Source organism: Corynebacterium jeikeium, from assembly GCF_000738175.1.
GTDB lineage: Bacteria > Actinomycetota > Actinomycetes > Mycobacteriales > Mycobacteriaceae > Corynebacterium > Corynebacterium jeikeium_C.
On record NZ_JFCH01000039.1, the window covers coordinates 24,476 to 45,322 of the forward strand.

Below are 20,847 nucleotides of genomic sequence, written 5' to 3' on the forward strand. Positions count from 1 at the left end.
TAGTTTCAGCCTCGTTTTCTAGCGGTTGTCTAGCGGTTTTTCGGTCTAAGCGTGGGGTTACAAGAGATGTTCTTGTGTGTAGTTGTGCTCAGTGTTACGGAATTATTCTAGTGGTACTCGTGTCATTATACGTTTAGCCTGGTGCGCGCCCTACTCGTTTCCTATTGACTCTTATTGACGCCCACGCGCTACAGTGGCCACCGTGAGTAAAGAAAACAAGCACGCAGAAGATCACGGCACCTTTACACGCTCTGGCGCACGCCCTGGCCAGGAGGGTCAGGGGCGCCTGCTCGCGGAGCCAGTGAACGGCGTTCCCGCTGGTGAAGAGGTTCTGACCCTACCAGAAGTCGCGGAGCGAATGAACTTGGTCGTCACCAAGGTCATGGACATGCTGGGCAAGAAGCAGCTGCTGGCAGTCGAGATCGACCGCGTGCGGCACGTTCCCGCCCGCTTCCTGGACGAGGACGGGCAGCTGAACCGCTTCGTCCCCGGGGCGATCGCCCTGTTGAGCGACGGCGGCTACTCCGACGCGGAGATTCTGGATTACCTCTTTACTGAGGACGACTCTCTGCCGGGGCGCCCGGTGGACGCTCTGCACGGCCACCTTGCCCGCGAGGTGATGCGTCGGGCGCAAGCGATGGCAATTCTATAGCCCACTGTGTCTGCTGCTGGCTCTGCTTAGCCTGCGGCTGACTCTGCTTAGCCTGCGGCTGGCGACGGGGTGGGAATTCCAGGCAGGCCTGTACCACCCAGGCGAAGATCGCCGCGAAGGCGAGCACCCACCACAGTGCGTACAAGCGATTGTTGCCGCCGCCGTCGAACATGAAGGTCACCCACATGCAGAACACGCTGGTGAGGTAGATGACCATGCGCGATCGGCTGGCCAGCACCACTAGCGCCAGGGGCGCGGTGTAGTACCACGGCAGCGTCACCGTGTTGAGCACGCAGGTGATCGCATAGGCGACGGCCATGCCGGTAAACGCTGTGTGCTCGTCGTGGCGGAACAGCCACCAGGTGGCGACCAGGCCGAGGAGCATCAGGGCGCTACTGACCGGGCGGATCGCATCCACCAACACGTTGAAAGTCAGGTCGTCGTTGATGCGCGACAGTACTGGCTCCAATGAGGAGGCGATAAAGGACGGCAGGGCCAGGGGGTTGATGACCTTGGAGTTGCCGGTGACCTCCGTGACCCAGCCCCACGTCTGGTTGGTCAGGATGGTCACGAGCGCCAGCATGCCAACGCATGCCAGCACGCTGACCAGCCCCGCCCACACCAGCGTGCCGAAGCGGCGCCACGTATCTGCAAGGCGCAGCCAGCGGGCCTTACCCGCGGAGTAGGGCAGTGCCCCTGCCACCCGGGCGACCAGAATCCAGACGACGAAGGGCAGGGCGATAAACGCCGTGGCCTTCAGGGCAGTCGCCACACCGATCAGTGCCGATGCGGCCAGGGCACCACGAACCGGCTGCAGCTTCACCGCGCACAGGCAGCCGAGAAGCACCAAAGCCATCATCATGTTCTCGGTGTGCATGCCACCGATCAGGTGCAGCACGCTCAGCGGGTTGAACACACCCAGCCAGACGGCCACGTCCGGCCGGATGCCCAGATGCGTAGCGAGCTTCGCTACTGCCCAGGCCATCACCAGCACGGACGCGATGGAGAGCAACTTGAAGGCGAAAATGCCGGCGGTGATGTTATCGCCGGTGACGGAAGTGATGGCCTGGCCCACTCCCATGTGCAGCGGGCCGTAGGGCGTGGTGGTGTTGCGCCAGTCGGCGCTGACCTCGAACAGCAGGGGTCCGGGGTTGGCCGCCGCGCCGACCTCGTAGGCGTTGAAGCCATCGCGGGCCAGCGTGCCCTGCATGAGGTAGGAGTAAATGTCCCGCGACATTAGTGGCCCGGCCAGCACCAATGGGCCGATCCAGGCGGCGATGGCAGAGCGGCGCAGCGGCTCACCACGCACGAGGATGTGCCGCCCGACGATGATCCAACTGAGTACCATCGCCGCCAGGGCGAACCACATCACGACCGTCACCATGCCTGCGGCATGGCCGAAGGTAAAGGAGCTCAGGCCGATGACCTGCATGATGCCACCGCGCGAGCGCACGGCACCGACGCTGTGGGAGGTGATCGTCAAAACGATGCTGCCGATAAGCCCCATCCAGACGGCGCGGCTGTAGCCCACCGACTGCAGCCAGGAACGAGCCTTGTCCGCAAAGCCCTCCGCGGCCGCCGTCACAGCACACCACCGCCGGTGATGCGGCGGGCGGCCAGAGCGCCGGAGAGGATGACAGTAGGCACACCCACGCCCGGTGTGGTCGAAGAACCGGCGAGCACCAAGTTATCCACACCGAACGCGCGGGCATTACGAGGCCGGAAGGGGCCGGTCTGGGTAAAGGAATGCGCCAACGCGAACGGACTGCCCGCGCCGAAACCGTGGTCGTCCTGCCACGAGGCCGGGGTATCCACCCGGGCGGCGCGGAAGTGCTCGGCAATGCCCGTGTAGCCGCGGGCCTCCAACACCCCCAGGAGCTCCTGGACGTAAGGATCCGTGACGTTCTCCCAGTCGATATCCGCCGAACGCAGGTTCGGCGCCGGGGCGAGGATGCTCAGCGGTTCGTAGGCGCCCGTGCCAGTGCCCGTACTCACGCCCGCGCGGGGAGACGTGGCGTCACCCTCAACAACACCGCCGAAGGTACGGCCGGCAACGGTGCGCGCCGGGCGAGTAAGCAGCAACGACGGGTCGCTCATTAGCTTGCCGCGACCGTGCGGGGCGGTGATCTCGCGGAAGGTTTCGTCCCATGCCTCGCCGAAGCTGATGGTGTGGTGGCGCTGCGACTCCCACCGGCCGGAGACTTCCGTCGGAATGCTGCCGTGAATCACCACGGCAGAAGGGGACCAGCGTAGCGGGGCGACCTTGCGCCACATGCGGCGGGCGAAGGAGCGGGAGATCAGCGCGCTTTCCCGGCCGGAACGGGTGAGCAGCTCGCCCACCACCGGCAGATCCGGGGTGGCCACAACTGCGTCGCAGCCGATGTATTCGCCGGAGCGGGTGCGCACGCCTGTGATGAGGTCTTCCGAGAAGTCCACGTGCTCGACTGCGTCCGAGGTGATGATGCGCCCGCCGGCGGCCCGCAGCGCCGCGGCCATGACCTCCGGCACTTCGCTCATCGAAAAGCCCGGGTAGAACACGCCCATGGAGGTATCCATGTGTGAAATGACGGTGTAGACCGCACGCGCATTCTTCGGCGCCACGCCCGCGTACAGCGCCTGGAAGGTAAACAACCGCTGTAGCTCTGCGTCGGGGATATGCCGTGCCGCGGCCTTGCCGAGGCTGCCGAAGGCGCCGAGGGAGCCGAGGTGGCTAAGGTCGGACGCCGCAGCGGGCGTGGACAGCAAATCCAGCGCACCGTCGAAGTCGGCGGCTAGGAAGTTCTCGAAGCTGGCGCTGAAGACATTCTGCGACCATTCGCGGTGAGCCAGATAACCGGCGGCCAGCTCGTCTGTGGCGGTGCGATCCAGACCCTTGGAATCCGCGAAGCGGCGGATCTCCGCCACCATCGCATCGCGGTCGGCGAAGACTTCGGCGTGGCGGCCGCTGGCGAACTGCGCGTGATAGGCCGGGGCCAGGCGCTGGGGTGCCCACGGGCGCTCCAGGCCCAGCTGCTCGGCGGCGGTCTCGGAACGCAAGTCGATGCCCACGGAGGCCACGGCGGATTCGATGAGGCCGGGCATCGTCAGCACGGTGGCACCGGTGTCGGCCACGAAGCCCCCGTGTGCGCTGGTCAGCTGCTCGCTACGGCAGCGGCCGCCCACGGCGTTGGCGGCCTCGATGACGGTGACCTCGCGCCCCGCGGAACGCAACCGCAGGGCAGCGGAGAGCCCGGCCAGCCCGGCGCCGATCACGACCACGCGCTCGCCGTTGCCGGGCAGGCGCTTGCGCATCGTGGGGCGCGTCATGGGAACCAAGGGGCTGGGCAGGCTCAGGTGACGGCGACCGTCGGCAGAGCGGGTGGATAGCTTCATTTAAAACCTCCGGTGCGTTAGTTCTTCCGCCAGCTGGGTCAGCTCCGCAGTGATGTCGGCACCCAAACCACCCGCGCGCAGGGACTCGATGGCCCGCTGCGTGCGCGCCTCGATCAGCTTCTCCACTTCGGCCTGCGCGCCGGTGTCGTAGATGATGTCGCGGAGGCGCTCGATGTCCGCCTCCGCGGACTCCTCGCCCTTGCCCAGTCCCTCGCGGAGGGCCGCGACCTGGGATTCATCGCCCCGCTGCAATGCCTCGTTGATGAGGGTGGTGCGCTTGCCGGTGCGCAGATCGTCGCCGGAGGGCTTGCCGGTGACCTCCGGGTCGCCGAAAACTCCCAGCTGATCGTCGCGCAGCTGGAAGGCCTCACCGATGTCCTGGCCCACATTGCGGAGCATGGTCTGAGTCTGTTCGTTGGCGCCCGCCAGTGCGGCGCCGATGTGCAGCGGGCGGGCGACGGTGTAGGAGGCCGTCTTGTACTTGATCACGGCAAAGGAATCCGCAACGTCTTCGCTGCCGTTGGCTTCCAGGGCAATGTCCAGGATCTGGCCCCCGATCACCTCGGTGCGCATTGCCCGCCAGGCCGGGCGTGCCCGCTGCAGCGCGGTGGTGCTCAGCCCCGAGCCGTTGTACAGGTCGTCCGCCCAGGCAAAGGCGAGGTCGCCGATGAGAATTGCCTGGCTGATCCCGTAGTGCTCGGAGGAACCCAGCCAGCCGCGTTCGTGGTGCTTCGATTCAAAGGTGCGGTGGGCGGTGGGGAAGCCGCGCCGGGTATCGGAGCGGTCGATGATGTCGTCGTGGATGAGGGCGCAGGCCTGGATGAACTCGAAGGCGGACAGCGCATTCAAGATGGCGCCCTGGTCGATACCCGCAGCCGGCGATGAACCGCCACCGCCTTCGAGCGCCGCGCGGATGCCTGCCCAGGCGAAAGTCGGGCGGACGCGCTTGCCGCCGTTGACGATGAAGTCGCGCAGCACCGTGATGGCGCCGCCGACGAGGGGACCGATGTGGGAGAACTCCTCCTGGGAGCGGTTCAGGTACTCCTTTAGTTGGGCATCGACGGCGGACGGAACTGCGGACAGTGGGGAATCGAGGCGCCAGGGGTGCGCGGCCAGCTCATCGGTACTCATGGCTCTCTATTCTAAGGGCTCGCGCGACAAGTGCGAACAACGGTAGTGCTGGGGTGACGCCACCGTGGCGGGCGGGCGGAACGGGTGAGCGAACGGACAGGCCGCGGGGGTGATCGCGCGCAGGGAAAATGCCAAATGTAGGCCAAAGTCTTGAAATGGACAGCTCTGTCTATATGATCTTTGGGTATGGCTAGTATCCGCAGGCAGGTTGCCGTATCCCAGTCCCTTTCGCTCTACACTCCCGGGCGCGTTCCGTTCTCTGTGGAGTTCATGCCGCCGCGCGACGACGCGGCCGAAGAGCGCCTGTGGAACGCGGCCGAGGCATTCCACGACCTCGGTGTGAGCTTCGCCTCGGTAACTTATGGTGCCGGCGGCAGCACCCGCGAGCGCACCCTGCGTGTCGCCGAGCGCCTGGGCACGAAGCCGCTGACAACCCTGGTGCACATGACGCTGGTGCAGCACACCAAGGAAGAGCTGCAAGACATGCTGCGCACCTATGCCTCGCTGGGGCTCACGAACTTGCTGGCGCTGCGCGGCGACCCGCCGGGCGATCCGAACGCCGAATGGGTGCCCACCCCCGGTGGTTTGAACTATGCGGTGGAACTGATCGACATGATCCGCGAGATGCCCGAATGCGCCGACTTCGACATTGGCATCGCCAGCTTCCCCGAAGGCCACTACCGCACGGGTTCTTTGGAACAGGACACGGAATACACTCTGGCCAAGCTCCGCGCCGGGGCGCAGTACTCGATTACGCAGATGTTCTTCGATGTGGACCACTATCTGCGCTTGCGCGATCGTCTGGCGAAGGCGGATCCGGAGCATGGGCAGAAGCCGATCATTCCGGGGCTGATGCCGATCACATCCCTGCGGAGTGTGCGCCGCCAGATGGAGCTGGCGGGTGCTGCTCTGCCACCGAAGCTGGAGAAGCGCCTGCTGGATGCTGCAGCCGGCGACGAGGTCGCAAACCGCGACGCCATCCGCGAGGTCGGCATCGAGGTGACCACTGAGATGGCCGAGCGCCTCATTGCCGAGGGGGTTCCGGACCTGCACTTCATGACGATGAACAACGTGCGCGCCACCCAGGAGGTCCTGCACAACCTGGGCATGGCTCCGGCGTGGGGGCCGGGGCTGGGGCACGACATGGTGCGTTAGCTGCGCGTGCGCTGCAAGATACCGAACGGCCGGGGGTCCGCCGGGAACTTAAAGTTCCGCAGCACATCGGTGAACCCGGCCTTGCGATAAAGCTGCCAGGCTGCGTTGGCCTCGCCTTCCACCTCGGGTGTGGAGAGCATCACCGTGTTCTGTGGCGTTCGCTCTAGCAGGTCGTTCAGGATTGTGGTGCCGACGCCCTCACCCTGCGCCGGTGGAAGCACATGTATTTCGGATAATTCGGCGTAGGCATGCAGTATCCGGGTGGCCTCCGCGCGGGAGTGCCCGTTAAGCACTAGGCCGCGGGCGACTTGGCGATACCACCAGGTGTTCGGGGAGCCGCGGAAGGTAAAGCCGATGCCCACGCAGCGCTGGCGGGCGTTACCCGGATCCGGCTGTTCCTCCGCGCGGTGGAGGAGGGCCATGCTGCAGGTGAAGTCCGGCTGGGATCCGTTGTAGAACCACAGCGACTTGCGCTGGGCGTGCGTCTCGTTTGGATAGTCCATGGCCGCCAGGTGAATATCGATGAGCTCGTCGAGCCGGGTGATGAAGTGGCGATTGGTGGCGGGGACCACGGACACGCGCATGGGGGAATCGGCGGCGGAGGGTGTGCGGGGCGTGTCCTGGGGCATGGCTTCAATAGTGCCACTGCCGGGGGAGGCGTTGGAGGAAGATTGGCGCGAAAGATGCCAGTTAGAACAGGTGTTCTATTTTGAGTTGTGTTCTCAGTGGGATGTCCGAGGCGCTTCCTAGAGTGAGGTCTAACAGTCAAGGCGATAGGCCAACAAGGCGATAGGCCAAAAGGAAGAGGGGACAAGACCATGAACGAGAACATGCTGGCCCAACCCAAGCAGCTGGGGGCGCGGGCTCGTTACAGTCGCAGTCGCGGGGCGCGGGGGTTCCTGGACGAGGCGGAGCGCCAATTGGAGCTATCTCGATCGGAACTACGTGAGCCCGAGGCGATCGTCTATGCCTACCGAGCTGCCCTGCGGGCGGCAGGTGCGTTGATTGAGTGGGAGATGGCCACGCGAAAGCGTCGCCCTTCCGGGAGTGCGTGGGCGAAGCTGCGGGTTTTGCGCCCCGACCTGGAGGATTGGGCAGAGACCTTTGAGGTGCACGCGCGGGTAGCGAGTAGGGCGGGGTTGGGGCTTAACCGAGGACTGCCGGAGAATGCGCGTGGCGCGATCTATCGCGATGCCTGCGATCTGGTGGATTTCGCCCGCGGGGCAGTAAATTACCTGCCGGAGGTTGCCTAGGGCGAAAAGTGGGCGTTGTTTGAAAACCGCAGGTTGATGTAGGGTGGATGGGTGAGAAGTGGGCGGAGTTCGCCCAGGCTGGAAACTTTCTTTACGCCTAAAGCGTTAGGAAGAGTAGCCGCAAACATTTGGGAGGTCGCGATGGCTCTATCGGAGCAAGAGCAGAGGATGCTCGCGGAGATCGAACGGGCGTTGATCGCCGAGGATCCACGCTTGGCAAAGCAGGCTTCCAATAGCGGCGAACAGACGATCAGCTTCAACATCCGCTCGATTGCGCTCATTGTCCTCGGTCTTGCGGTGATGGTCGGCGGCATTGCTGCGGCCCAGCTTTCGCTGTGGTTCGTAGCGTTGAGCGTGCTCGGGTTCCTGATCATGTTCGGCGGCGGCCTTCTGGCATTCCAGTCCAACGATGATCCGGAGACCGCAGCAATCAAGCGCTCCAAGTCTTCCAAGAGTGGCAAGCCCGGTGCGGCGAGGAAGGCTGGCTCGGGTCACTCCGGTGGCATCGGCGACAAGATGGAAGATAGCTTCCGTCGCCGCTTCGAGCGCTAGTCAAGCCCACCAGTTAGATCTAACTTAAGGAACCACCGTCCTCCACGCATGGAGGACGGTGGTTTTGTCGTATCTAGTCGAAATTAGGGGGAATCTCCCCACTTCGCCCCACCTCAAGCCCTTTTGATCCCTCTGGTGTTGCGGGCGCGCGCATTCAAGCGTCGGAGGAGGGGTGGCTTGAATATTCCTACCTGCGCAAATGGCTCAGTTGGCTGAGATAAGGGGGTGGGGGAATGGTGGCGTCACAAAGAAAGAAGGGTGAGGGGCTGTGTGTGAAGGGGCGAGGGGCGAAGGGGTAAAGTCCAGCTTGAACGTTGTTGATGTGAAAAATATTGAGAAAAGGTGCGCAAAAACACCTCGTGTTGTGGAGTTTGTGGGGGAGAGTGGGGTAAAGTGGGGCTCGTTGGAGCAAAGCTGTGCCAACAACTCCAAACTTCATAGCGAAACCACTGGTCAGGGCAAGAAATCGCCCGCCATCCACGACATAGACGGCAAAACGAAACAAGAGATCTTCCAACGGAAAGGGGCCGATGCATGTTTTTCGGCACCTTCACGCCGAAGCTGGACGACAAGGGTCGACTGACCCTGCCGGCAAAGTTTCGGGAGGAGCTCGGTGACGGCCTGATGGTCGTGAAAGGGCAGGATCGCAGCCTGGCTGTGTACCCCAAGGCAGAGTTTCTGGTACGGGCGAAGAAGGCGGCTGAAGCCTCGCGCACGAACCCGAAAGCTCGCGCCTTCGTGCGCAACCTGGCGGCCAGCGCCGACGAGCAAACCCTCGATTCGCAGGGGCGCATCTCGGTCTCGGCGATGCACCGAAGCTACGCGGGTCTCACGAAAGAATGTGTTGTGATCGGCAACGTCGACTTCATCGAGATCTGGGATGCCGAAAGCTGGGCCGAGTACAGCGCGGAGCACGAAGAGGATTTCTCGGACGGCGACGACGAAGTGCTGGCGACATTCCTGTAGCCCCGAAGGCCTTAGCGCTTGACCAGATAAGACAAATTCATAGTGAAAACGGAGTGTGCGCAGGCCCTTACCTGCGTGGACGACGCGGAATCTTGACGTACTTCCCCAATGTCAAGCCCGCACCCACGCAGGTGAGGCCCTGTACGCACTCCTTTAGCTTTTGAGTCACATAAGTAGCTATGTGGCACATGAACTGCATAGCACCCCAAGAAACGCAGTGAGGGAAGGAGGGAACACCGATGAACGAAGAACGTGGAGCCGAGCAGCGCGAAGAGCACGGCCACACCCCAGTCATGCGCGACCGCATGGTCGAGCTCGTGGGGCTGGGTGTGAACAGCGAAAACGCGCCCGCCCACCCGGTCATCGTCGATGGGACCCTCGGCGCCGGCGGCCACAGTGAGGCCTTTTTGGACGCCTTTCCCCACGCAACCGTCGTCGGCCTAGACCGCGACCCCAACGCACTGGCGGAGGCCAATGAGCGCCTGGTGCGCTTCGGGGACCGCTTCGTTTCCTACCAGACCCGCTTCGATGGAGTAACCGAAGCGCTGGAGGACCTGATGGAGCAGGGCAAACTCCCGGCCAGCGTGCGGGAGCACGGCATCTCCGGGTTTCTGTTCGACCTCGGAGTGTCCTCCATGCAGCTGGACCAGCCGGAACGCGGATTCGCCTACGCGGTAGACGCGCCGCTGGATATGCGCATGGATCCCAGCAGCCCGCTGACCGCCGCCGAGATCCTCAACACCTACAGCCACGGCGAGATCGCGCGCATCCTGAAGACCTACGGCGACGAGCGCTTCGCGGGCAAGATCGCCTCCGCGGTCGTCCGCGAGCGCGAGAAGCAACCCTTCGAGAACTCCGCGCGGCTGGTGGAGCTGCTGTACGCAACCATCCCGGCAGCGTCGCGCCGCACCGGCGGGCACCCGGCGAAGCGCACCTTCCAAGCGCTGCGCGTCGAGGTGAACGCGGAACTCGAGTCGCTGGAGAACCTGATCCCCGAGATCTCCCGCTGGCTACATGTCGGCGCCGTCGGCGTGTTCATGAGCTACCAGTCGCTGGAAGACAAGATCGTCAAGAAGGCATTGGTGCAGCTCAGCACATCAAAGACCCCGCCGGGGTTGCCGATGGAGCTGCCCGGCATGGAAGCCGAGTTCGAGCTCAAAACCCGCGGGGCAGAGAAGGCTAGCGAGGCGGAGATCGAGCAGAACTCCCGGGCCGCCCCCGTGAGGGTGAGAGCCTACAGCAGGGTCAGCGACAGAGGAAAAGCAACATTTCCGCTGGACACGCCCAGTTAGCTAGACAAAACACCTTAGAACCACTGATAGAAACAAACCCGGACCTCCGATAATTCGGAAGGAATCACATGACAGCACCAGGCACCATCCGCACCCGAGGCCAGCACACCGACCGCGATCGCACCACCGTAGCCGGTCGCGGCGTTGCCGACCGCTCACGCGCCAAGGTTCGCCCGGCGCGCTCTAGCCAGCGCACCGCCGAGCCGACCCGCCGCGGAAGTGCCTGGGATGCCAACCGCACCAGCGCCCCGGGGCGCAGTACTCGCCGCTTCGGCGGTAGCCGGGTGGGCTCGCGCCAGCAGGTCTCGGTCCGCGGGCGGCGCATCATTGCCCTGGAGCGCGGGAACCCGAAGCTCACCCGCCGCATCGTGCTGGCGGTGACTGTCTTCATCCTCGGCGTGGTTTCCATCATGGCGCTGTCCGCCGTCACGACTAAGCAGTCGTTCCAGATCTCCGATGCGCAGTCTCGAAGCACCACGTTGGAAAACGAGATCGAGAGTCTGAACCGGGACGTCGCCAACGCGAAGTCCTCCGCCAACATCGCCAAGGAAGCCAGCGAGATGGGCATGGTTACCCCGAAGCAGTCCGGCATTCTGGAGGATCGCGGCGGCAAGATCGAGGAAACCCGCCCGGCCAACGCTGAAGATGGCAAGGAAGTCGTCGACGTCAACGGCGAAACTAAGCGTCGTGGCGCAACCAGTGATCCGAACAAGACCGAACGCGTCGAGGGCCTGCACCCGGACCACCCGGTCCTTGCAGGTGACCGCGCCCCAGATGTAGACGTCAGCGGTCCTCGCAACAACCCACAGGGCAACGGTGGTCTGCCGTACTCCGGCGGCCCGGCGGGTCAGGCGCCTGCACCGGCTCCCGCGCCGGCTCCGGCAGCACCTGCTCCGGCACCGGCTCCTGCTCCAGCGCCCGCGGCGGAGGCCCCGGCCCCGGCGCCGCGCTAGGTCACCGCGGACAGCAAACCGAAAACTTCAGACACGCCGGGGTCAACCCCGGCCTGTTTTCGTATTTACGGGGACAATAACCAAGAGTGAATAGAAAGGAGGGCAACCACGTGTCCACACCCAACGACCGCCGCTCCCCGCGGACGGTTGACTCTAACTCGTGGTTGATCCTGGATACCTCCTTCGCGCGCTTTAACAAGCGCGTACGCCTTGTGTTCCTAGTCATTTTCCTGACGGTTTTCGCCCTGCTGCTGCGCCTCGCCTGGGTACAACTGGTCGCCGGCCCAACGCTGTCTAATCAAGCGCAGCTGCAGCGTACCTCGGTGATTACCGAACCGGCTCTGCGCGGAGGCATTACGGATCGCAATGGCCAGGTGCTGGCCTACACCATGGACGCACGCAGCCTCGCTGTGCTCCCGAAGCAGGCCGAAAAGCTCATGCAGGAAAGTTATGAAGAAAATCCCGAGGAGAACCCCGAGCCCAAGCAGCGCATCGAAGAGATCGCCAAGCGTCTGCCCGAGATGATCAATAAAGAAGGCGACGATATCGAGGAAGACGATATCCGCGACAAACTGACCAGCGATAGAAGTTACGAGGTGCTGGTGCGCAACGTCGACCCGGACGTTGCTGAAAAGGTTGGCGAGGAGTTCCCCGAGATCACCGTCGAACGCCAGGACCTGCGTCAATACCCCAACGGCGCGGTGGCGCAGAACATGATCGGCAAGATCAGTACCGATAACCAGGGGCAGTTCGGCCTGGAGCTGTCCCAGGATGCGCGCCTGCAGGGCATCAACGGTTCGCGCACCGTGGACATTGGAGGCGATGGCTACCAGATTCCGGGCTCCACCCGCGATGTGCACCCGGCCGTCAACGGCGATTCCTATGAGCTGACCATCGACCTGGACGCGCAGACCTATGTACAGCAGGCACTGCAACAGGCGCGCGAGAAGTCGGGCGCAAAATCCGCCTCGGCCGTCGTGCTGGATTCGAAGACCGGCGAGATCATCGCCATGGGCTCTAGCGATTCCATCGACCCGAACGGGGACATCGAAAAGCAGCTGAAGCGCAAGAAGGTCTTCGGCGATCGCGCCACGGCGGATTCCTTCGAGCCGGGCTCCGTGGCCAAGATCATGACCGCCGCGGCAGCCATCCAGGAGGGCAAGACCACTCCGGATGAGGTGCTTAAGGTCCCCGGCAGCATCGAGATGTCCGGCGTGACAGTGAAGGATGCATGGGACCACGGCGAGGTTCCGTACACCACCACCGGCATCTTCGGTAAGTCCTCGAATGTCGGCACCCTGATGCTCGCCGAGCGTGTGGGTGAGGACAAGATGTATGACTATTTCCGCAAGTTCGGTGTGGGCCAGACTGCGGGCGTGGGGCTGCCGTATGAAGTTGCCGGCTACATGCCGGAGCTAAACCAGTGGTCCGGCGGCACTTTCGCTAACTTGCCCATTGGCCAGGGTATGTCCATGAGCCTGCTGCAGATGACCAGTATTTACCAGGCGCTGGCCAACGATGGCGTGCGTGTGGAGCCCCGACTGATCAACAAGATCACGTCTTCCGACGGTGCAGAGCTGGCTTCCGACCCGGCGAAGGAGACTCGCGTGGTCTCCCCGGAAACCGCTCGCACGACCGTGGACATGTTCCGCGCGGTGACGCAGAAGGACGAAACCGGAGTTCAGCAGGGCTCTGGTGCGCCGGCGGCCATCGACGGTTACCAGGTTTCCGGCAAGACGGGCACGGCCCAGCAAGTCGACCCGGACACGGGCGCCTATTCGAACTCCAAGTACTGGATCAACTTCGCGGGTATCGCACCCGCCGACAAGCCCCGCTTCGTGGTTGGCATCATGCTGGATGACCCCGAGCGCGGTACTGACGGGGGCGCGGGTGGCAGCGCGGCGCCTCTGTTCCACGACATCATGGCGTGGATGCTCGACCACTACAACGTGCCGCTGTCCAAGGAAGCAGGACCAAAGCTGATGCTGGAGGCAAATCAATGACATCGCTGAAGCAGCTCGCCGAAATCTGCGGAGGAACCCTCACCGGCCCCTGGGAGGGTGTGGAGGTGACCTCTGCCGCGATCGGCTCTAATGATGTGCAGCCGGGCGGCCTTTTCTGTGCTGTTCCTGGTTCGAAGGTCCACGGCGCGACCTTCGCCGCGGATAGCAAGGCGGCCGCCGTTCTTACCGACGCCGCAGGCCAGCGCATTATTGATGACGCCCCTACGCCGCTACCGTGCATTGTTGTGGACGACGTTCGCGAGTGGATGGGCGCGGTGTCTGCGGAGGTTTATGGCCACCCGGCACGCCAGCTGAAGACCATTGGCATCACCGGCACGTCTGGTAAGACCACCACCAGCTACCTGGTGGAGAAGGCTCTGCTGGATTCGGGGCTGCAGGTGGGGCTGATCGGCACCACCGGCACCCGCATCAACGGCCAGCCGATTCCGACCTCGCTGACCACCCCGGAGGCACCCACGCTGCAGGCGCTGCTGGCGCGCATGGTTGCCGAGGGTGCCACGCACCTGGTGATGGAGGTTTCCAGCCACGCCCTGCAGCTAGGCCGGGTGCGCGGAGTGCACTTCGACGTGGTGGCGTTTACGAACCTGAGCCAGGACCACCTGGATTTCCACCCGACGATGGAGGACTACTTCCAGGCGAAGGCGCTGCTATTCGAGCGCGTTGAGGACGGGAGGGTTCCGGGCACCGCTGTGATCTGCTGCGAGGACGAGTGGGGCGAGCGCATGCGCGCCATCGCCGCGAAGCACTCGCCGACCGTGGCGCTGTACCCCCAGGGCGGTGACCACACGGCCGAAGCAGGCGGCCCGGTATGGTCCATTGCTTCCGCCGAAGTGGCCCCCAGCGGCCGCCAGCACATTCGCCTGGACATCGCAGGCGGCGCCGAACCCCGCGAGCTGGATTACAGCATCGGCATGGCGGGCTCCTTCAACCAGGCCAACAGCTTGGTGGCGCTGGCCTGCATCGAGGCAGCTACGGGAGACGCGCTGACCAGCGACAGCGCCGCCGTACAGGCCCTGCAAGACGTGCAGGTGCCCGGCCGCATGCAGCTGGTCGAGGAGGGCCAGGACTTCCTGGCGATGGTTGATTATGCGCACAAGCCGGGCGCGGTTCAGGCCGTGCTGGGTAGCCTGCACGACTACCTGCCGGATCCGGAAGCCCGCATCGGAATCGTTCTCGGGGCCGGTGGAAACCGCGATCACGACAAACGCGCGATCATGGGCCGCATCGCCGCGGAGCTGGCCGATGCGGTGTTCGTCACGGATGACAATCCCCGGGATGAGGAACCTTCCGCGATTAGGGAGGCTATTTACGCGGGGGCGCGAGAGGGCGTCCAGAAGAAAGAACAAGAACAACCAACAAACGGCGAGACCGTGTGCGAGATCGTGCCCGACCGTGCAGAGGCAATCGCCGCAGCTGTGGCGTGGGCACGCCCCGGAGACGCGGTGGTCGTGGCCGGTAAGGGGCACGAAAAGGGGCAGCTGGTGGCCGGCACGATGCACCCCTTCGACGATGTGGAGGAGCTGGCGGCAGCTCTGCAGAACCGGGTGCGGCAAGAGCGCGAGGCAGATAATGGTGAAGGTAGGCAGAAGCGATGATTGAACTAACAACCCAGAAAATCGCCGAGGTAACGGGCAGCACGCTGATTAACGACGTGGATCCGCAGGCCGTAGTGACCGGCCCTGCGGAGTTCGATTCGCGCAAGATCACCCCGGGCGCGATCTTCATGGCCTTGCCCGGAGCCCGCGCCGACGGGCACGACTTCGCCGACGCTGCATTGCAGAACGGCGCCGCGCTACTGATCGTCGGCCGTCAGGTGGAGCAGCCCGCGCTGCTGGCCGCACCGGTGGAGGTCAACGAGCAGACCTCCAACGCCACCGCCTTCGAATTCGACGTGGAAGGCCACGGCGCCGCAGTGCTGGCTGCCGTGGACAAGCTCGCGCGCTACAACACCGACGTACTGGCCGCCGAGGAAGGCATGGTCGTCGTCGGCGTTACTGGTTCCGCGGGCAAGACCTCCACTAAGGACCTGATCGGCGCGGTGCTGCGCGAGGCGGGGGAGACCGTCGCCCCGCCCGGCAGCTTCAACAACGAGATCGGCCTGCCGTACACCGCCCTGCGTGCCAGCCGCGACACGCGCTTTCTCGTCAGTGAGATGTCCGCCCGTGGCGTGGGCCACATCCAGCACCTGACGACCGTCACTCCACCGCGCGTGGGCGTGGTGCTGAACGTCGGCAGCGCCCACCTGGGCGAGTTCGGTTCCCGCCAGGCCATCGCGCAGGCGAAGGGCGAGCTCGTGGAGGCGCTGCCAGCTGCCGCCGACGGGGGCCTGGCCGTGCTGAACGCCGACGACGACAAGGTCGCGGCGATGGATAAGCGCACCGCGGCGCGCGTCGTGCGTTTTTCCACGGAGGGCGCGACCGGGGCCGCAGGTGTTCCGGCGGATTACTACGCCACCGACATCGAGCTCGATGCCGTGGCCCGAGCCAGCTTTATGCTGCACCACCCGGCAGGGCAGCCGGTGCGCGTGGAGCTCTCGGTGTTCGGCGCCCACCAGGTCTCGAACGCGCTTGCCGCCGCGGCGGTTGGTATCGAGTTGGGTATGGACGCCGCCACGGTTGCATCCCTGCTGAGCTCTCACGTCGCCGCCAGCGTGAACCGCATGGACGTGCGCACCCGCGCATCCGACGGGGTGACGATCATCAACGACTCCTACAACGCCAACCCCGAATCCATGCGCGCGGGAATCGACGCGCTGGCCTATACAGCCAAGGGGCGCCGCGAGGCGGAAAGCTGGGCTGTACTGGGGCAGATGGGCGAGCTGGGCGAGGACGCAAGCGAAGAGCACGCCGAGCTCGGCCACGTGCTGGCGCAACGGCGCATCGACCACGCAGTGATCGTGGGCAACGGGGTGAACCAGCGTGCGCTGGCCGACGCCGCCCGAGAGAGCGGAGTGGAAACGCAGGTGGTCGAAAACATCGACGGTGCGGTGAACTACCTAGACATGAGTTTGAACCCGCAGGATGTGGTGCTGATCAAGGCATCGTATTCAGACGGACTATGGGCAGTGGCAGAAGGACTGCTCATCGGCGAGGACCAAGGAGCTTAACAATCCCATGTTGCAAATCTTTATCGCAGGTGCGGTCGCTTTCCTTGTGTCCGTACTGCTGACTCCGGTGCTGATCCGTTGGTTCTCTGCCGAAGGACTGGGGCAAGAGATCCGCGAGGAGGGGCCGAAGTCGCACTTCAAGAAGCGCGGTACCCCGACCATGGGCGGCATCGCCGTGCTGGCGGGCATCGTGTTCGGCTACCTGGTGGCCGTGCTCGTGGGGCTAGTAACCACCGGCGCTGGGCCGGGCGTAAGCGGCTGGCTGGTGCTCGGGCTGACCTTGGCCCTGGGCGGGCTGGGCTTCGCCGATGACTACATCAAGCTGGTGAAGGGGCGGAACCTGGGCCTGAACGCGAAGGCGAAGCTCGTCGGGCAGCTGGTTACCGCGATTGTCTTTGGCCTGCTGATCCTGCAGTTCCCGAACGCGCACGGACTCACCCCGGGCTCCACGCACCTGTCGTTCGTCCGCGATATTGCGACGTTCGACATCGCCCTCGGGCCGGCCATCGTGGGCATGGTTCTGTTCTTGATCTTCATCTACTTGGTGATTTCCGCCTGGTCCAACGCAGTGAACCTGACCGACGGCCTGGATGGCCTGGCAAGTGGCGTGACCGCGATGGTGATGGGCACCTACGTGCTGATCACCTTCTGGCAGTTCCGCAACTCCTGCACTGTCAGCGCAGAAGCCGCCTGCTATACGGTGCGCGATCCGTTGGACCTGTCGATGCTCGCCTCCGCTGGCCTGGGCGCCTGCCTGGGCTTCCTGTGGTGGAACGCGGCCCCGGCGAAGATCTTCATGGGCGATACCGGCTCGCTGGCTCTGGGTGGCCTGGTGGCCGGACTGTCTGTGACGACTCAGACCGAGCTGCTGATGATCTTGGTCGGCATCATCTTCGTCATCGAGGCCGCGTCCGTGGTGATCCAGGTGGTCTCCTTCAAGGCCACCGGCAAGCGCGTGTTCCGCATGGCACCGATCCACCACCACTTCGAGAACAAGGGGTGGGCGGAGACCACCGTCGTTATCCGCTTCTGGCTGCTCGCCTCGCTGGCGGCGATGTCCGGCTTCGCCATCTTCTATGCGGAGTGGCTCAACGGCGCCAGCTTCTAGACCTGCCGGTGGCAGGCCCACAAACCCACAATTCGCTAGCAATGTAAGGACGACCCAGCCGTGGAATCGACACACGCACTTCAACCGGTAGATGCCCTAGAAACCATGCGCACCCAGACCGTTCTGGTCGCAGGTGCGGGCGTGGCCGGGCGGGGTGTGATCTCCATGCTCTGCGCCCTCGGCGCGCGGTCGGTCCTGGTTGCAGACGACAATGCGCAGGCACTTGGCCACATTGCCGACGATGGAAATACAGAGCTGCGGTTACTAAGTGTTTCCGAGGCGATCGCGACCCTCGACGACCTGGCGCCGCGACTCGTCGTGACCTCCCCGGGCTGGAAGCCCGAATCCCCGCTGCTGGCCCGCGCTGCTGAGCTGGGCATTCCCGTGATTGGGGATATCGCCGCAGCCTGGCTAGCCGACCAGGCTGGAGCCTTCGGCGAGCCCCGTACGTGGCTGGCGGTGACGGGAACGAACGGTAAGACCACTACCACGGCGATGCTAACCTCCATGCTGATCGCCGACGGGCGCGCTGCCCTGGCCGTGGGCAACATCGGCATCGCTCCTTCCGCCGCGCTGGCCGCCCAGCACCGTGGCGAGCCCCGTTCCGATATATTCGTCGCCGAGGTGTCCAGCTTCCAGCTGCACTGGGCGCCCATGTTCGAGCCCGCCGTCGGTTGCATTCTGAACCTCGCCGAAGACCACCTGGATTGGCACGGCAGTTACGAAAACTATTGCGCAGACAAGGCACACGTCTTGACTGCCGAGGTGTCTGTCCTGGCTCTGGACGACTCAGACGTTGTCGCTACTGCACGCGCCCGCCAGGTCGCGGCGCGCCGTGGGTACACGATTCACGACCCTGAGAAGGTGGCGTCACAAAACACAGAACGAGTAGTCGGGGTGCGCGACGGGCGGCTGATCGAGGTTGTCCTCGGCGCCCCGAGCCAAACCACAGACCTCGCTCCGGCGCAGGGGATTAGCCCTCCCGGACCCGCGGGGCTTGCCGATGCCGCGGCGAGTGCGGCGATGGCGCGTGCGCTGGGCGTGGCTCCAGCGGCCATCGAAGCCGCGTTGGCTGGCTTTCAGGTGCAGGCACACCGCGGGCAAGTTGTGCTGGAGCACGGAGGCGTTACCTGGATCGATAATTCGAAGGCCACCAACCCGCACGCCGCAGAGGCCGCGCTGCGGGGCCAGCGCAACGTGATCTGGGTTGCCGGCGGGCAGCTGAAGGGTGCCGCGGTCGACGGGCTGATCCGGGCGATCGGCGGTGCCCTTAAGGCAGTGGTGGCACTGGGCGTGGATCGCGCGGAGCTCGTCGCGGAGGTGTCGCGGCAGCTGCCCGAACTGCCGGTCACTGTTATTGACGCCACCGATCCAGAAGAAGCGATGCGTGCCGTCGCCCGGGTCACCCATGGGTTGGCGCAACCCGGCGACAGCGTGGTGCTGGCCCCGGCGGCAGCGTCGCTGGATATGTACACCGGTATGGGCCAGCGTGGCGACCTGTTCGCCCAGTATGCGGTGGCATATGCTGGGGCCGATGCGGCCGAACAAAAGGCGCAAGAGACGCATAAGGCCCAAGAGACTCAAGAAACACAGGAAAGGGGATAGGCGCGCGATGTCCACTCCGACGTCCAATTCGAAGCGCCGGCGCATCCCCGGCGCAGGGGAGACCAGCCCGCACGGTAAGCGACCCGAGCCGGAGCGTACGTCCGCGAGCCAGGAATCTGGCGCCGAGCGCGGCCTGGCATCTCTGCACCGCAAGTTCACCGCGCAGCTGGCCACCCCGCAGCTAAACTACAAGGTGCTGTTGGTCGTCACGGCGTGCCTGACCATCCTGGGGCTCGTCATGGTGCTGTCGTCGTCGATGGTGACTTCCTACGCCAGCGGCGCGAGCGTCTTTGGTGAGTTTATTAAGCAGGCCGTGGTCGTATTCCTCGGATTGGTGGCTATGTGGGTGGCGCTACGGATGCGCCCGGAGACGATCCGCAAGTATTCCCCGTGGCTGTTGGTAATTGCGATTGCGATGCTGATAGCGGTGCTGATCCCCGGCGTTGGTATCGGTGGCGAAGAAGTCGGTTCGAACTCGTGGATCCGTATTGGCCCCGTTGGCGTGCAGCCCTCTGAGGTGGCGAAGTTAGCGCTGGCGGTGTGGGGCGCAGCGACCGTTTCTTACCGAGCACGCGCCACGCAGCGCCTTAACACCGGCCTCGGTGCATTCTTGGCCGTAAGCACTGCGATCGTGATGCTGGTGCTGTTACAGAAGGACCTCGGCATGATGTTCTCTGTGGGCATCGTGGTCGCCGCGCTCATTATCTTCGCCGGCGTTAGCCGTCGAGTGATCACCTGGGTGCTGGGGGCAGTCGCGGTGCTGGGCGTGTTTGCGATCACCCGTCAGAGCTTCCGCGGTGATCGTATTAAGACGTGGAAGGACGCCCTGACGCTGAACTTCAGCGAGTCCACGACCCAAGGTGCGGCCTACCATTCCCACCAGGGCATTTTGTCTCTGTCTGACGGTGGGATGTTCGGCGTCGGTTTGGGACAGTCCCGAGCAAAGTGGTTCTACCTGCCAGAAGCAAAGAATGATTTTATTTTTGCCATTGTGGGCGAGGAACTTGGGCTTCTTGGTGCACTCTTCGTTGTGTTCCTGTTTGGAATGCTGGCCTGGTTCGGGATTCGCACAGCCCTGGCGCAAAAGGATCCTTTCCTACGGCTGCTGGCGGCAACTCTGACCATCGGTATTTCCGTGCAGGCTTTCTTCAACATGGGCTACGTTGTGGGCCTGCTGCCGGTGACGGGTATCCAGCTGCCGCTGATCTCCGCCGGTGGTTCGTCGGCGATCATCACCCTCATTTCTATGGGGCTGTTGTGCAACTGCGCCCGCAACGAGCCGGAGACGGTCTCCTCCATGCAGCACGAAGGGCGTCCACTCATCGACCGCATCCTTCTGCTGCCGGAGCCGCAGGGCTACAAGGCGGGCGAGCAGCGCCGAAATGAGCGCCGCGAGACGGCCTATAGCTACGGCGAGCCGGTTACCCGGCAGCGGGCGAGCGCTGGCCGGGGGAGCCAGGACGTCCGCCGCGAACGCGACCGGGTGGAACAGTCCATCCGCCGCGTCGGCGGTGAGTCGCGTCTGCGTGGCTACGATGGAGTGCGAAGGCAAGACCTGCCGCCCACCGCGACACCGAAACCGATCCCGCGTAGCCGCCACAGCGCGGACGCGGCGGGGCGGCCAAAGGCGCGCAAGACTCGCAGAACTATCGATAACCGACACAGGAGGCGCTAGCCA

General features: G+C 64.3%; 17 protein-coding genes. 13 read left to right on the forward strand and 4 right to left on the reverse strand.

Features of this window, described 5'->3' with window-relative positions; translation table 11 throughout:
• Nucleotides 1-286: 286 nt before the first annotated feature.
• Nucleotides 287-652 (forward strand): Rv2175c family DNA-binding protein, encoded by a 366-nt coding sequence (locus tag JQ46_RS06670; protein ID WP_049049577.1) that lies wholly within the window; start codon nt 287-289, stop codon nt 650-652.
• On the opposite strand, the gene JQ46_RS06675 is transcribed toward JQ46_RS06670, so the two are convergent.
• From JQ46_RS06675 to JQ46_RS06685, 3 genes are read right to left on the reverse strand one after another with little or no spacing between them, the layout of a single operon-like run.
• A complete protein-coding gene (locus tag JQ46_RS06675) occupies nt 552-2,237 on the reverse strand; it encodes an alpha-(1->6)-mannopyranosyltransferase A (protein WP_034986498.1) in 1,686 nt (561 codons plus the stop codon). The two genes, JQ46_RS06670 and JQ46_RS06675, sit on opposite strands and share 101 nt — an antisense overlap.
• Nucleotides 2,234-4,024 (reverse strand): phytoene desaturase family protein, encoded by a 1,791-nt coding sequence (gene crtI / locus JQ46_RS06680; RefSeq protein WP_034986500.1) that lies wholly within the window; start codon nt 4,022-4,024, stop codon nt 2,234-2,236. The genes JQ46_RS06675 and crtI overlap by 4 nt, the downstream gene beginning before the upstream one ends.
• Complete coding sequence (locus JQ46_RS06685) at nt 4,025-5,155, reverse strand: polyprenyl synthetase family protein (protein WP_034986502.1); 1,131 nt, start codon at nt 5,153-5,155, stop codon at nt 4,025-4,027.
• 186 nt (nt 5,156-5,341) lie between these two features.
• On the opposite strand from JQ46_RS06685, the gene metF reads away from it, so the two are divergent.
• Nucleotides 5,342-6,310 carry a methylenetetrahydrofolate reductase [NAD(P)H] gene (gene metF, locus JQ46_RS06690; protein WP_034986504.1) on the forward strand — a complete coding sequence of 323 codons (969 nt, stop codon included), beginning with the start codon at nt 5,342-5,344 and terminating at the stop codon, nt 6,308-6,310.
• On the opposite strand, the gene JQ46_RS06695 is transcribed toward metF, so the two are convergent.
• Nucleotides 6,307-6,939, reverse strand: a complete 633-nt coding sequence (locus tag JQ46_RS06695; RefSeq protein WP_051876276.1) for a GNAT family N-acetyltransferase — start codon at nt 6,937-6,939, stop codon at nt 6,307-6,309. The genes metF and JQ46_RS06695 overlap by 4 nt on opposite strands.
• A gap of 189 nt (nt 6,940-7,128) precedes the next feature.
• Between JQ46_RS06695 and JQ46_RS06700 the strand changes: the two genes are divergently transcribed.
• From JQ46_RS06700 to ftsW, 11 genes are all read left to right on the forward strand, one after another.
• On the forward strand, nt 7,129-7,563 hold the full coding sequence (locus JQ46_RS06700) for an SAV_6107 family HEPN domain-containing protein (RefSeq protein ID WP_237744760.1): 435 nt from the start codon (nt 7,129-7,131) through the stop codon (nt 7,561-7,563).
• Nucleotides 7,564-7,704: 141 nt separating this feature from the next.
• Nucleotides 7,705-8,115 (forward strand): DUF3040 domain-containing protein, encoded by a 411-nt coding sequence (locus JQ46_RS06705; RefSeq protein ID WP_034986506.1) that lies wholly within the window; start codon nt 7,705-7,707, stop codon nt 8,113-8,115.
• 534 nt (nt 8,116-8,649) lie between these two features.
• Entirely contained in the window at nt 8,650-9,081 is a 432-nt protein-coding gene (gene mraZ, locus JQ46_RS06710; protein ID WP_034986508.1) for a division/cell wall cluster transcriptional repressor MraZ, read from the forward strand.
• Between the two features lie 239 nt (nt 9,082-9,320).
• On the forward strand, nt 9,321-10,373 hold the full coding sequence (gene rsmH / locus JQ46_RS06715) for a 16S rRNA (cytosine(1402)-N(4))-methyltransferase RsmH (protein WP_034986510.1): 1,053 nt from the start codon (nt 9,321-9,323) through the stop codon (nt 10,371-10,373).
• A gap of 68 nt (nt 10,374-10,441) precedes the next feature.
• Nucleotides 10,442-11,326: a hypothetical protein gene (locus JQ46_RS11375; protein ID WP_051876277.1), complete on the forward strand. Its 885-nt coding sequence runs from the start codon at nt 10,442-10,444 to the stop codon at nt 11,324-11,326.
• A gap of 110 nt (nt 11,327-11,436) precedes the next feature.
• Nucleotides 11,437-13,329, forward strand: a complete 1,893-nt coding sequence (locus JQ46_RS06725; RefSeq protein WP_034986512.1) for a peptidoglycan D,D-transpeptidase FtsI family protein — start codon at nt 11,437-11,439, stop codon at nt 13,327-13,329.
• Nucleotides 13,326-14,945, forward strand: coding sequence for a UDP-N-acetylmuramoyl-L-alanyl-D-glutamate--2,6-diaminopimelate ligase (locus tag JQ46_RS06730; protein ID WP_034986513.1), 1,620 nt, complete (start codon nt 13,326-13,328; stop codon nt 14,943-14,945). Before JQ46_RS06725 ends, JQ46_RS06730 begins: the two co-directional genes overlap by 4 nt.
• Nucleotides 14,942-16,456 (forward strand): UDP-N-acetylmuramoyl-tripeptide--D-alanyl-D-alanine ligase, encoded by a 1,515-nt coding sequence (locus JQ46_RS06735; protein ID WP_034986515.1) that lies wholly within the window; start codon nt 14,942-14,944, stop codon nt 16,454-16,456. Before JQ46_RS06730 ends, JQ46_RS06735 begins: the two co-directional genes overlap by 4 nt.
• A gap of 7 nt (nt 16,457-16,463) precedes the next feature.
• A complete protein-coding gene (mraY, locus tag JQ46_RS06740; protein ID WP_034986517.1) occupies nt 16,464-17,564 on the forward strand; it encodes a phospho-N-acetylmuramoyl-pentapeptide-transferase in 1,101 nt (366 codons plus the stop codon).
• Nucleotides 17,565-17,624: 60 nt separating this feature from the next.
• A complete protein-coding gene (gene murD, locus JQ46_RS06745; protein ID WP_051876278.1) occupies nt 17,625-19,169 on the forward strand; it encodes a UDP-N-acetylmuramoyl-L-alanine--D-glutamate ligase in 1,545 nt (514 codons plus the stop codon).
• A 7-nt stretch (nt 19,170-19,176) separates the two neighbouring features.
• Nucleotides 19,177-20,844 carry a putative lipid II flippase FtsW gene (gene ftsW, locus JQ46_RS06750; protein WP_034986519.1) on the forward strand — a complete coding sequence of 556 codons (1,668 nt, stop codon included), beginning with the start codon at nt 19,177-19,179 and terminating at the stop codon, nt 20,842-20,844.
• Nucleotides 20,845-20,847: the final 3 nt, after the last annotated feature.

Coding starts and splice junctions, on each gene's coding strand:
- crtI (WP_034986500.1), bottom strand. CDS start 4,024: ATGAAGCTATCCACCCGCTCTGCCGACGGTCGCCGTCACCTGAGCCTG.
- JQ46_RS06685 (WP_034986502.1), bottom strand. CDS start 5,155: ATGAGTACCGATGAGCTGGCCGCGCACCCCTGGCGCCTCGATTCCCCA.
- metF (WP_034986504.1), top strand. CDS start 5,342: ATGGCTAGTATCCGCAGGCAGGTTGCCGTATCCCAGTCCCTTTCGCTC.
- JQ46_RS06695 (WP_051876276.1), bottom strand. CDS start 6,939: ATGCCCCAGGACACGCCCCGCACACCCTCCGCCGCCGATTCCCCCATG.
- JQ46_RS06700 (WP_237744760.1), top strand. CDS start 7,129: ATGAACGAGAACATGCTGGCCCAACCCAAGCAGCTGGGGGCGCGGGCT.
- JQ46_RS06705 (WP_034986506.1), top strand. CDS start 7,705: ATGGCTCTATCGGAGCAAGAGCAGAGGATGCTCGCGGAGATCGAACGG.
- mraZ (WP_034986508.1), top strand. CDS start 8,650: ATGTTTTTCGGCACCTTCACGCCGAAGCTGGACGACAAGGGTCGACTG.
- rsmH (WP_034986510.1), top strand. CDS start 9,321: ATGAACGAAGAACGTGGAGCCGAGCAGCGCGAAGAGCACGGCCACACC.
- JQ46_RS11375 (WP_051876277.1), top strand. CDS start 10,442: ATGACAGCACCAGGCACCATCCGCACCCGAGGCCAGCACACCGACCGC.
- JQ46_RS06730 (WP_034986513.1), top strand. CDS start 13,326: ATGACATCGCTGAAGCAGCTCGCCGAAATCTGCGGAGGAACCCTCACC.
- JQ46_RS06735 (WP_034986515.1), top strand. CDS start 14,942: ATGATTGAACTAACAACCCAGAAAATCGCCGAGGTAACGGGCAGCACG.
- mraY (WP_034986517.1), top strand. CDS start 16,464: ATGTTGCAAATCTTTATCGCAGGTGCGGTCGCTTTCCTTGTGTCCGTA.
- ftsW (WP_034986519.1), top strand. CDS start 19,177: ATGTCCACTCCGACGTCCAATTCGAAGCGCCGGCGCATCCCCGGCGCA.